At 73.1% G+C, this 11,921-nt stretch carries 8 protein-coding genes; 3 read left to right on the top strand and 5 right to left on the bottom strand.

Annotation, left to right across the window (positions count from 1 at the left end; translation table 11 throughout):
- Nucleotides 1–7 precede the first annotated feature (7 nt).
- Nucleotides 8–1,621: a GMC family oxidoreductase gene (locus tag OG764_RS02955; RefSeq protein ID WP_328966788.1), complete on the bottom strand. Its 1,614-nt coding sequence runs from the start codon at nt 1,619–1,621 to the stop codon at nt 8–10.
- Between the two features lie 384 nt (nt 1,622–2,005).
- Between OG764_RS02955 and OG764_RS02950 the strand changes: the two genes are divergently transcribed.
- Nucleotides 2,006–3,763 carry an FG-GAP repeat domain-containing protein gene (locus tag OG764_RS02950; RefSeq protein ID WP_328966787.1) on the top strand — a complete coding sequence of 586 codons (1,758 nt, stop codon included), beginning with the start codon at nt 2,006–2,008 and terminating at the stop codon, nt 3,761–3,763.
- 90 nt (nt 3,764–3,853) lie between these two features.
- Here the strand turns inward: OG764_RS02950 and OG764_RS02945 are convergent, their stop codons facing one another.
- On the bottom strand, nt 3,854–6,094 hold the full coding sequence (locus OG764_RS02945; protein ID WP_328966786.1) for a S8 family serine peptidase: 2,241 nt from the start codon (nt 6,092–6,094) through the stop codon (nt 3,854–3,856).
- 316 nt (nt 6,095–6,410) lie between these two features.
- Between OG764_RS02945 and OG764_RS02940 the strand changes: the two genes are divergently transcribed.
- The gene (locus OG764_RS02940) at nt 6,411–7,172 is read left to right on the top strand and encodes a hypothetical protein (RefSeq protein WP_328966785.1); all 762 of its coding nucleotides are present in this window, start codon (nt 6,411–6,413) and stop codon (nt 7,170–7,172) included.
- A 69-nt stretch (nt 7,173–7,241) separates the two neighbouring features.
- Here the strand turns inward: OG764_RS02940 and OG764_RS02935 are convergent, their stop codons facing one another.
- Both OG764_RS02935 and OG764_RS02930 read right to left on the bottom strand, forming a co-directional pair.
- Nucleotides 7,242–8,381 (bottom strand): CPBP family intramembrane glutamic endopeptidase, encoded by a 1,140-nt coding sequence (locus OG764_RS02935; protein ID WP_328966784.1) that lies wholly within the window; start codon nt 8,379–8,381, stop codon nt 7,242–7,244.
- A 121-nt stretch (nt 8,382–8,502) separates the two neighbouring features.
- Nucleotides 8,503–9,414 carry a LysR family transcriptional regulator gene (locus OG764_RS02930; protein ID WP_328966783.1) on the bottom strand — a complete coding sequence of 304 codons (912 nt, stop codon included), beginning with the start codon at nt 9,412–9,414 and terminating at the stop codon, nt 8,503–8,505.
- 70 nt (nt 9,415–9,484) lie between these two features.
- Between OG764_RS02930 and OG764_RS02925 the strand changes: the two genes are divergently transcribed.
- Entirely contained in the window at nt 9,485–10,492 is a 1,008-nt protein-coding gene (locus OG764_RS02925; protein ID WP_328966782.1) for an NAD-dependent epimerase/dehydratase family protein, read from the top strand.
- Here the strand turns inward: OG764_RS02925 and OG764_RS02920 are convergent.
- Nucleotides 10,395–11,762, bottom strand: coding sequence for a sensor histidine kinase (locus OG764_RS02920; RefSeq protein WP_328966781.1), 1,368 nt, complete (start codon nt 11,760–11,762; stop codon nt 10,395–10,397). The two genes, OG764_RS02925 and OG764_RS02920, sit on opposite strands and share 98 nt — an antisense overlap.
- Nucleotides 11,763–11,921 lie beyond the last annotated feature (159 nt).

Below are 11,921 nucleotides of genomic sequence, written 5' to 3'. Positions count from 1 at the left end.
GGCTGGATCACTTCCAACGGGTGGGAGCGTGCGGGTGGGACGGGGCGGCGAGGCCGCTGCCGGCGGACGGCCGCCGGCCGGCCAGCCGGCGTGCGATGCGCAGCGCGTTGGCCTGGATGGTGAGGACGGGATTGACTCCGCCGGCGAACGGGAACACGCCGGCGTCGGCCACGTAGACGTTGTCGAGGTCGTGCAGCCGGCCGTCCGGTGTGGTCACCGAGGTGCGCGGATCGCCTCCGGCACGGCACGTGCCGTGGAGATGCCGGCTGCCGCGCTGGAATCCGGTCGGCTCGAACCGGACCTGCCCGACGTTCGCCGCGTGCAGGATGTCGGCGGCGCGCTCGGCGAGGAACCGGAGGCGCTGGGAGTCCCTGGGGTGGATGCGGTAGTCCATCACCACCCGGGGCACGCCGAACTCGTCGCGCGTACGGGCGAGGACCACTCGGTTGCGTTCCATCGGCTGGTCGCCCGCCAGGACGTGCAGCCGCAGGGAGCCCGCGTCTCCGCCGAACACCGGGTTGGCCTGGTAGATGATGCCTCCGAGCATCCCGGGGACGTCGGTGTGCAGGTAGTAGTCGGTGAACGCGACGGTGGAGTGCGGTCCGCCCGGAGCGGGGCCCGTGACGCCGTCGACCTGGCCGCCGACGTAGCCGCTCAGCTTGACCGACAGCCCGGCACCCAGCAGCCCGGAGCTGTTGCCCAGACCGTTCGGCGCCCAGCGCGTCGACGACGCCAGCAGGAGCCTCGCCGTCTGCACGGCGTTGGCCGTCAGGACGAAGCGGTGGGCCCGGGTCGTCCTGCGGCGGGCGGTGGCGGTGTCGATCCACTCGACCGCGTCGACCCGGTCGGGCCGGTCGCCGGTCAACGCGACCGCCCGGGCGCCGGTGCGTACGGTCAGGGCGGTGCGGGCGCCTTCCAGCACGCGGTGTACGACGTCGCCCTTCGCTCCCACCGGGCAGGCGTACTCGGTACAGCCGCTGCACTTCGTGCAGGCCGGACGCCCGTCGTAGGGGCGGGAGTTGATCGCGAGCGGAGTGGGGAAGGGATGGAGTCCCAACCGCGTCCCGGCGTCCGCGATCAGCCGTGCGCGATCGTCGTGGTCGTGCGGCGGCAGCCGGGCCGGGGCGGACGGCGGTTGCCACGGGTCCCCGGTGTCGGAGCGCGCCACGCCGAGCCGGCGTTCGATCTCGTCGTAGCAGGTGCGAAGGTCTTCGTACTCCAGTGGCCACTGCGCGGGCAGCGCGTCCCGGCTGAGGTACGGATGCGCCCGGAAGTCCAGTTCGCGGTAGCGGAACGCGATGGCGGCGAAGAACATCGTGCCGCCGCCGAGCGCGCGTGCCGCCCACGGATTGGCCGTCCGCGCCGGATCGCCGGTGGCCAGTGCCCGTTCCCAGGTCCTCTCGGCCGTGCGCAGATGGGTGCCGGGGGTCACCGGATGGCCTTCTTCGAGGAGCAGCACGCGGTGTCCGGCACCCGCCAGCTCGGTGGCGGCGACCACACCGCTGGCGCCCCCGCCGATCACGCAGTAGTCGTAAAGATCACGTACGGCATCGGCCGCGGGAAGCGGGCCGTTGTGCTGCCTTTTGTGCGGCCTTGTGTGGTGCTTCTTGTGGTGGCTCACGAGATCTCCTCGATGGCTGGATCCTGCGAGGCGGCGCGCTCCGGTACGGACGGACGGCCGGAGCGAGGGCCCGTGCCGTCCCGGGAGGTGCGGCTTCGATGTGCCTCATGCTCGTCCGGCCGGCGTCCCGGGAGCCTGAGGCTGCGGTCCCGGTCCGGTCACGCCCGGGGCGTCGCCGGCCGGCGGGCGAAGCGGTCGCCTCGGGCCACCAACTGGGCCTCCGGACAGGGGAGTCGACCCCGAGGGGGGCTCCTCCGCTGTCGGTGGCACGGCATACCCTGCACGGACGGAAGTGGGGAACCGTTCACGCACCGATGCGTGTTCCCGGTCACACGGCAGGACGTGTCCGGGCGGGCCTCCACGGCTCGATCCTCAGGGGGGATCTTGACTTCACCACACCGCGGACGCCTGCGCGCCCTGGCCGCCGGGGGCGTACTCGCCCTGGCCGCCGGCTCCCTCGCCGCCGCCCCGAGCACCGCCGCCCCGCGGCACCCCGCACCCGGCTCCACCGTCGCGCGGCCCGTGACCGCCCTGGCGCCGGAGCCGGCCTCCGATGCCGCGCCGCGCCGCGCCGGCGGGCACCCGACCGTCGTCATGCCCCGCCTCGCCGCACCGTCGTCGCGGGTGGCCGCTGCGGCCAAGCCGCGGCACGACCTCGACGGCGACGGCCGCAGCGACATGATCACGATGGAATACGACCAGGTCACGGCCGTCTACCTGTCGTCGCTCCAGACCTGGGTCGAGTACACGATCGACAAGGTCGACCCCGATTCCTCGTTCAAGGACCTGCTGCCGGTGGGAGATGTGGGTGGGACGACCCAGCCCGAGCTGCTCTCCCTGACCTTCGACGGCGTCCTCACGCTCTACGAGGCCGGTGTGAAGAGCACGTCCGCGCCCAAGTGGTCGGGCAGCGGCTGGCAGACCTACAACCGCGTCATGGCCACCGGCGACCTGACCGGCGACCGCCGCCCCGACCTGCTGGCCCGCGACCACACCGGCGGCCTGTGGCTGTACACGGGCACCGGAAGCGTCAGCAAGCCCTTCAACTCGCGGGTCAAGGTCGGCTCCGGCTGGAGCATCTACGACCAGATCGTCGGCGCCAACGACGTCGACGGCGACGGCCTCGGCGACGTCATGGCCCGCAACCTCGCCGGCGAGCTGTACTTCTACAAGGGCGCCGGCAGCGCCACCGCCCCGCTCAAGCCCCGCGTCAAGGTCGGCACCGGCTGGAACGCGTACAACATGATCACCGGCTCGGACGACGGCAACGGCGACGGCCGCAGCGACCTGCTCGCCCGCAAGTACGACGGCGTGCAGTACTGGTTCAAGTCGATCGGCGGCGGCAAGTTCGGTGGTCCCGAGTACTTCGGCGACGGCTACGAAGAAAACAGGTTCATCGTCGGCGCGGGCACCACGCAGCTCTACGGCAAGGGTCAGAACCTCATGACCCAGTCCGCGGACAACGTCATGGCGAAGTGGTACGCCCTGGCCAACGGCGACTACCTGTCGCCGCCGATCAACGTCGGCAAGGAGACGCCCGGCTCCCGCAACGCGTACGCCACCGCGCTCAACAGCCACAACCACGCCGCCTACGTGCAGAACATCGGCAGCGACCTGTACATCCGCGGCCAGAAGGTCAGCTCGTCGTGGAACTACAACATGATGGTCGGCCCCGGCGACCTCACCGGTGACGGCAAGGGCGACCTGCTCAGCCGCGACTCCGGCGGCACCCTGTGGCTGCACCCCGGCGACGGCATGCTGTACACCAAGCTCGGCGCGCGCATCAAGATCGGCACCGGCTGGAACACGTACAACTCCCTCGTCGGCTCCGGCGACTACTCCGGCGACGGGCGCCCCGACCTGCTCGCCCGGGACACCACCGGCCGGCTCTTCCTCTACAAGGGCACCGGGACGTCCACCGCGCCCTTCGCCGCCCGGGAACAGATCGCCAGCAACTGGAACATCTACGACGCGCTGGTCGTGCCGGGTGACATCAACGGTGACAGCAAGGGCGACGTGCTCGCCCGCCTCCCCGACGGCGTGATGTACCTGTACACCTCGACGGGCAACGCCGGCACCGCGACCTTCGCCCCCCGGGTGAAGTTCGGCACCGGCTGGAACATCTACAAGAGCATGATCTGACCTCCCGCGGCCGCCCGGCCGCGACGAGCGACGACGCCTGCCGCGCCGGCCCGTTTCGGCCGGCGCGGCAGGCCCTTGCGGCCGTCGGGCTCAGTTGGGCAGCTGCTTCACCGGGCTGTCGAGGTCGCCGGTGACGACCAGTGCGTAGTCCTGCGGACCGGCGAGGAGGTTGCGGGCGAAGACCTGGATCAGGTAGTTGCCCGCGGGCGGCGAGTCGAGCCGGACGACCTCGACGTTGTTGGTGCAGTCGCTCCGCAGGAGCAGACCGGGCAGTCCCGCGTTCCCGGCGTGCTTGGTGCCGTCGGGTGCCTGCACGATCACGCTGAGGTCGTTCTGGAGGCCGCGGCCGGGCAGGTCCGTGTACGCCAGACACAGCCTGAAGGGTCCCGCCGCTCCCACCGTCACCTGGAACCGCTTGCGTTCCCCCGTGCGTTGGAACTGCTTGGCCGGCTTCTGCCACGTGTCGACGAATTCGAGCCCGAAGTCGGCCGTGCCGTCGTGGGGGAGGGTGGTCGGCATGTGGATGGCGCCGAACCCCTGGTGGTAGTGCGGGTCGTTGGCCGACGAGTCGGCTCCCGAGAGGGTGCGGGCCCCGTTGATCAGTGTCGCCTTGACGAGGGCGGCGCTGGGTTCCGCCGCCCGCTTGTCGACGTAGTACTGCCGCACGAGCGCGGCGCAGCCCGCCACGAGCGGGGTGGCCATGCTGGTGCCGCCCATGTAGGCGTACCGGGGGTTCTGGTGCAGTCCCCAGAAGTGGTTCGCGGGGGCGAGGGAGGACCTGGCGGAGAGGATGTCGGTGCCCGGCGCCACCAGGTCCGGCTTGCCGCGGAAGTCGTCGCAGGGGCCCCGGCTGCTGAACGCGGCGAGGCACTCGGGGTCTCCGGAGACGCGCTCGGCGCCGATGGGCGGGTCCGGGAAGTCGTTCGGCCACGCGCTGCCGTAGGTGCGCTCGGAGAGGCCGCCGCTGGTCCGGTCGCTGCGGGCGGCGCCCACGGTGAGGGCGTTCTTGCAGGACCCGGGCGAACCGATGGACGCCCAGTCCACGAAGCCCTTGTCCGAGTTGATGCGGACGCCCGCGGTTCCCTCGTTGCCGGCGGCCATGATGACGAGCATGTCGCGCCGCTTCTGCACGAACGAGTCGACGTCGTCGGAGTCGACGGTGTACGCGGATTCGGTCGCCGCGCCCCAGCTGTTGCTGTGGATGCGCGCACCGGCCTGGTAGGCGGGCTCGAAGAGGCCGTCGGACAGGGAGAGGGGCAGCCCGCCGAGCTGCCCCGCGGCGTCCATCACCGACTGGAAGTAGAGGCGTGCCTCGGGGGCCGCGCCGCGGATCTTGCCCTGGGAGGCGGAGCCGTCACCCAGCACCGAGCCCGCGACGTGGGTGCCGTGGCCGGCGGGATCGTCGCTGTCGCCGGGACGGCCGAGCGCGACGACTTCCACGATCCGGCCCTGGAAGTCGGGATGCCCCTGGTCGAGGCCGGTGTCGGCCACCGCGACGATCTGCCCCTTGCCGGTGAACGGAACGCCGTCGGAGGCTCCGTTGGAGGTGACGCCCATCAGGCGGATCGCCTGGTCGTTGAACAGCTTCGGAGGGACGTACTCGACCATGTCGAGCACCTCGGGGAGCTGGGGAATCTCCGTTTCCAGCGGCGACCCTTCGGGGAGCTTCAGCCGGATGCGGTGGGCGGCGGCGGCGATGAGCCGTACGTCGGTGGAGTCGGCGTGCTCGTCCAGCCAGGCCATGACCGTGTCCCGGGCGGCCGGATCCGTCAGCCGCAGGTCCCAGATGCGGCCGTCGGGGGCCGTCCTGGATTCCGTCGCGGTGGGCGGGGCGGGGGCGTGGCCGGCCCGCAGCCGGGCGGGGGCCGAGAGCTGGGGCCCGTAACGCTCCACGGACACCACGAAGTCGAGGTTGCTGAGCTGGCCGGCCTGCGATTCGCTGGCGACCGCGACGTACGCGTTGACCGGCACGCTGCGCTGGAGTTCGACGCCGGTGGCGTTGATCTCCTCCCGGAACTCCTCCAGCAGCGGCTGGCCGAGCTGGACGAGCCAGGAGGCGCGGTCACCGGGCGCGACGGGCAGCGGTTCCGTGTTCTCGAGCCCCTCGGGCAGGGCGGACCTGCCGGTCACCCGGGCGCGGGCCATGGCCGATGTCTCGGCGCTGCTGACGGAGTCCAGCGAGTCGACGGTGAGGCCCGCGCCCTCGAGATCCGCGACGGCGCTCTCGGCGATGTCCCCGATGACGTAGCTGTCGGTCCGGGTGGCGTTGCCGAGCATGCTCAGCGCCGCCTGTTCTTCGCTCTCGTGCATGAAATAGGCGATCACTCGCATGGCGGCTCCGATTCCAGGGCGCACTCGCACACCTGAGAGGGGGAAGGTGAGTGAAGGAGAACGGCGCGGATCCACGCGGAGGACGAAACGGCTGCCACGGCCACCGCGCACCCACCGTCACCATAACTGCGGAGAGTGACGGGATGTCGCGGGACACGCCGCACGGAAGGCGTCCTCGCCGGCCGGGCTCCGGCCCCGACTCCGGCCCGACTCCGGCCCGGCCCCGGACGGTGCCTCGGACTGCGGCTCGGGGGGCGCGGACCTACGCTGATCGGGTGACCGGTTCGCCGGAGGGAAACCGCAGGGAGGTGGCCCGATGTCCGTGTCACGGGCAGTGGCTGTGGCCGTGGCGGCGCGCGCTGCGGCCGCCGGCGCCGTCGGTGTGCTCCTCCTGACGGCCGTCGGCGCGGGCGCTGCCGGAGCGGACGACAACGGCATCGCCGACAAGAGCGCCCAAGCCATCGCGGACGCCTCCCGTGCGGCGATGTCCGCGACCACGTCGATGCACATGGTGGCCGAGGTCACCGACCCGACCGGCACCACCGCCCTGGACCTCCGCTTCGACGTGCAGGGCAACTGCGTCGGCACCGTCACACCGGCCGGCGGCTCCGGCCACGCCGACATCATCAAGCGCGGCACGGACGTGTGGATGAAACTCGACGACGCCCTGCTGCGCGCCCAAGTGCCCGGCGGCGCGGCCGAGGACGCCATCGCACTCATCAACGGCCGCTACCTGCACGGCACCACCGGCAGCGTGATGCTGCGCGACTTCGCCGAGTTCTGCGACCTGGACACCTACAAGAAGGACTTCGCCTCGAAGCCGGTCGGCGAACGGCTGGCCAAGGGCTCCCGGACCACCGTCGACGGGCGTCCGGCCATCACGGTCACCAGCCGGCACGACGGCGAGACCACCACCTTCCAGGTGTCCACCGAGGACAAGCCGTACCTGCTGCGGCTCCAGGGCGCCGGAACGGGCGACGACGACCGGAAGCAGGCCGTGTTCTCCGACTTCGACGAGCCCGTCCGGGCCGTCCCGCCGAAGCCCGCCGACTCGGTCGACCTCTCGAAGCTGCAGTGACGCGTCGGAGGGGCGGAGACGGGCGGGTACGGCGGCGGGGGCGGCTGGCCGGGGCGGTCGGGGCGGGGGTCAGGCCGCGAGTTCCGGGGTGCGGGCCGCGATCTTGCGCCGGTCGGCGAGCCGCGCCGCCAGCAGGCAGAACACCGGCGTGAACACGAGCTCGGCCACGAGGGCCTCCCAGGGGGCGTCGGCCGCGGTGCTCTGGTCGGAGAGCTCCCCGAAGACGGCGGAGAGCGAGAAGGCGATCAGGTTGTTGACCGTGTGGGCGGCGATGACGGCCTCCAGGCCGCCGGTACGGATGGTGAGCCAGCCCCACCAGGCCGCCGAATAGCACAGCAGCAGGAACCCCGACAACTGCCCGAAGCCGTGGGCGAGGGCGAACAGCACCGAGGCCACGGCGACCCCGGGCCAGGGTGATCGCAGGAACCCGCCGAAGAGCTGGGCCAGCCAGCCGCGGAAGACGAATTCCTCGGCCGCCGCCTGGAAGGGCACGAGCGCCCACAGCACGGCCAGGCTCAACAGCAGTGCGGGCCAGCCGGGAAAGTCCCCGGCCACCGCCTCGGAGCCGTCCTGGAACAGGCTCCAGACGACCAGTACGAGGTTCTGGAGGACGAGGACGGCCGCCGCCAGGCCGAAGCACCGGCCCAGCCACCCCCACCGCAGCCGTCCGGTGACGGACGCGAGCGTGCCGGCGGGCCGTCCGCCGCACGCGCGGACCGCGATCAGCACGGCCGGGGTCCACAGGGCGAGGGCCACCAGCATGACGGCGTTGTCGAGCAGCGGGTCGGCGAAGAAGCGCTCGCTGTCGTCCGGGGCGGAATCGAGCCCGAGGACCGCACCGATGACGGCGGACCCGCCGAGCGCCAACACCAGCCCGGCGACCATGAGCGCGACGGCGAGGAAGAACTCACCGACCCGCGCCCCACCGCGCTGCCGCCCGTTGCGCCCCTGCTCGTGGTACGCGGCCCCCGGCGGCGCGGCCACCGGCCCGGGCGCCGGTACGGGCAGCCCCCACCCGTACGGCGGGGCGGGCGGCGGCGGCCCGGGCAGGACGGGTCCGTACGGGCCCTGCTGCGGGACGGGCCACCGGCCCTGCTCCCGCCCCTGCTCCGGTCCCGCCTCCGGACGGGCGGGCCGGGTCGCATCCTGCGACGGAGGCGCCCAGGGGTTGTGGGCGTGCTGCGGAGGGCCCGGTATCGGCTCGGACATCATCGGCTGCTTTCTCGGGTCACGCGTGCGCGCGGCGTGGACGGTCCCCCCGAGTCTGCCAAGCCCCGCTCCGACGACGAAGCCCGCCGCCTCGGGCGATGCCCGGGATCAACGCCCGGGATCAACGCCCCTCGTGCCGGCGCGCGGCCTGGTCGCGGAGGGTGTGGACGAGTGTGGTGACGTGGGGGCGGTCGGCGCGGGGGATGGCGGCGACGCCGATGTGCCGGACCGGACCCGGCGCCCTGATCGGGACGGTGCACAGGCCCGGGATCTCCGGGGCGAGCGCGATGGAGGGGACCAGGGAGACTCCCATGCCCGCGGCGACGAGCGAGCGGGCGAAGAAGTAGTCGGTGGTGCTCCCGCGCACGTCCGGATCGAAGCCGGCGCGCTCGGCGTAGCGGCGCAGGTACGCCTCGGACTTCAGGCAGCCGAGCACCCACGGTTCGGCCGCCAGCTCCGTGAGGTCGAGTTCCTCGCGGCCGGCGAACCGGTGCCGGTGCGGCAGGACGACGTGCAGGGGGTCTTCCAGCAGCGGCGTCCACTCCAGGCTGGAGCCGGGGCCCGGCCCCGCGGGCAGCGGGCCGTCGAAGTGGTAGGCGAGGGCGAGGTCCACGGCGCCCTGGCGCACGAGTGGCAGGGTGTCCTCGGGTTCGCCCTCTCTGATGTGGAGCACGGTGCCGGGATGGACCGCCGTGAGCCGGGTGAGCGCGGCGGGCAGCAGGAGCCTGCCGCCGCTGGTGAAGGTGGCGACGGTGAGTTGGGTGCGGCCGGTGCTGAGCCGGGCGACCTGCTGTCGTGCGTGTTCGAGCTCCGCCGCGACGGACTCGGCGGCGCCGACCATGATCCGCCCGGCCGCCGTGAGGGTGACGCCGCGCGTGCTGCGGGCGACGACCCGGGCGCCGAGGCTGCGCTCCAGGGCGGCCATCTGCTGGGAGACGGCCGAGGGCGTGAGACGCAGCGCCGCGGCAGCCCGGTTGAAGCTGCCGTGCTCCGCCACCGCTCGCAGGACACGGAGCCGCTGCACATCGATCAACAGTTTTCCTTAACACGCAACCAGTAGGTCGGGACTTCTGCTGATGACCCTAGGTGCCCAGGATGGGGGCATGCAAAGGATCTGCGTCATCGGCGGTAGCCGCTACTTCGGAAGGCTCCTGGTGGAGCGCCTGCACGGCGCGGGGCATGAGGTGACCGTGATCAACCGCGGCTCCGGCCTGCCGCCCGCCGGCGTGGAGCACCTCGTGGTGGACCGGAACGACGAGACCGCCCTGACGGCCGCCCTCGGCTCCCGCACCTTCGACGTCGTGGTGGACCAGGTCTGCTACACCCCGGTGCAGGCCGCCGTCGCCGCCCGCGCCTTCGACGGCCGCACCGGGCGCTACGTCATGACCTCCACGATCGAGGTGTACGACCCCGCGACCGCCGCGCTCCCGGCCGTCCCTCCGGGCACGCCGGTGCCGGAGGACCACGTGGACCCGGCCGCCTGGCCGGTCGCCCTGGACCTGCCCTGGCACGACGACGCGTACCGGGAGGCGCATTACGCCGAGGGCAAGCGCCAGGCGGAGGCGGTCCTCGCCCGCGCCGGCGGGTTCGCGTTCGCCAGTGTGCGCAGCGCCCACGTGCTCGGCGGCGGCGCGCGGGAGTTCACCGGCCGACTGGCGCACTACGCCGGGCGCATCGCCCGGGGCGAAGCGATCGCCGTGCACGCCGACGCGCTGCCCACGGTCTTCATCCACTACGAGGAACTGGCGGACCTGCTGCTGTGGGCGGCCACCTCCCGCTTCACCGGCCCGGTCAACGCCTGCTCCGACGGCCCGCTCGACGTCGTCCAATTCACCGCGGTCGTCGCCGGACAGGCCGGCCGGGAGGCCGTCCACCGGACCGTCCCAGCCGGCGAGGAGGCGTCGGCGTTCTCCTTCGACCGCCACTACGCCATGAGCAACGCCCGCGCGAAGGAACTGGGCTTCTCCTTCCTGCACACCACCGACTGGCTCCCCGGCGCCGTCGCCGAAACCCTCACCGCCGACGGCGCGAGCGCGGCCGCTCCCGGGGCGCCGCCGGGGACAGGCCGAAGGTCACCGCGACGTGGGCGCCGCCCAGCGGGCCGCGGGTGATGCGGACACCGCCCCGCGCGGCGAGCGCGGCCCGGCGCGCGATGTCCAGGCCGAGCCCGGTGGAGCCCGTACTGCCGCCGCGGGCGACGGCTCCGTCCGGGTCGGCGATGCCGGGGCCGGCGTCGTCGACTGCCAGTTCCACGGTGTGCGCGGTACGGCTCACCGAGATCGACAGGGCCGCGCCCCACGCGGTGTGGCGGAAGACGTTGCCCACGAGCGCGTCCACGACGGCGGTGATGTCCGATTCCGGGAGGCAGACGGGTGTCGGCTCGTCGGTGACGTGCACCGCGCAGGGGCGCCCCTGCTGGCCGGCGAGCACGGACCAGAACGCGGCCCGGGTCCGTACGACGTCGGCGAGCTCGCAGCGCTCCGCGTCGCCGGGCGGCCCGTCGTGCGCCTCGTCACCGCGCAGCACCCGCCCCATGGGACCCACGGCCAGCGGGGTGCGGGCCTCGGCGATGATCGCGCCCAGTTCCTTCTCCAGCTCGGCGACCGCCGCGTGGATGCGGCCGGTTTCGGGGCCCGGGGCGATCCGCTCCACGGCCAGGTGCAGCGCGGTGAGCGGCGTCCGGAGGCGGTGGGACAGGTCGGCGACCAGTTCGCGTTCCACCGCGAGCAGGTCGGACATCCGGTCGGCCATCGTGTTGAACGCCGTACCGGCCTCCTTGAGCTCGGGCGGACCCTTCGGCTGCACCCGGGAGTCCAGGTTCCCCGCGCCGAGTCGGCGCGACGCCTCGGCCAGCCGCTTCGCGGCGGTGACCACCGCGGACCCCAGCCGGTCCGCCACGAGGACGGAGCCCGCGAGCAGGACGACGGCGAGACCGGCCATGACGCTCCAGGAGAGGGACACGCCGCGTGTCAGGTCGTCGTCGGGCACGAAGTTCTCCACCACCGCGACGCGGTCCTGGGGGAGGACCACCGGCTGCAGGTAGATCCATCCGCCGGGTACGTCCCGCGAGATGGACTCGCGTTCACCCGAGGCCCGGCCCAGCAGGTCGGGCGGCGCGTGCCCGGGCCCTCCGACGGTACGGCGGTCCGGCAGGTGGATGACCAGGTGTTCGGCCGCCCGCAGGCCGGCGCCGGCCTCGCGCAGCTCGGCCGGGTCGGTGGTGAGGGTGAGGATCGGCGCCATCGCCGCGGCGCTCTGCTCGGCCGCGGTGACGCTCTGCTCGCGGGCGAGCGACATCACCAGCAGGCCCAGGGGGATGAGGAACGACAGGGCGACCATCGAGGTGACCGCGAGGGCCACCCCCGCCAGGGAACGCCTCACCGCGGCGCCCCGCGTTCGTCGCCGGCTCTTCGGGGCCCTCGGGTCACGGGAACAGCGCTCCAACGGGGTCGGCCGCGCGGCGGCGGCACGGGCGGGGTGGCGGCGCAGCAGCGGGTGCCGCGGGCAGCCCCCCGGGTCCGGCACGGGATGCGGCGCGGC

The organism is Streptomyces sp. NBC_00239 (assembly GCF_036194065.1).
Taxonomy (GTDB): domain Bacteria; phylum Actinomycetota; class Actinomycetes; order Streptomycetales; family Streptomycetaceae; genus Streptomyces.
This window is presented reverse-complemented; position numbering and strand designations above follow the sequence as displayed.

Excerpts from the sequence above, each read along its gene's own strand:
- OG764_RS02935 (WP_328966784.1), bottom strand. The coding sequence starts at position 8,381 with ATGTCCGAGCCGATACCGGGCCCTCCGCAGCACGCCCACAACCCCTGG.
- OG764_RS02940 (WP_328966785.1), top strand. The coding sequence starts at position 6,411 with ATGTCCGTGTCACGGGCAGTGGCTGTGGCCGTGGCGGCGCGCGCTGCG.
- OG764_RS02945 (WP_328966786.1), bottom strand. The coding sequence starts at position 6,094 with ATGCGAGTGATCGCCTATTTCATGCACGAGAGCGAAGAACAGGCGGCG.
- OG764_RS02925 (WP_328966782.1), top strand. The coding sequence starts at position 9,485 with ATGCAAAGGATCTGCGTCATCGGCGGTAGCCGCTACTTCGGAAGGCTC.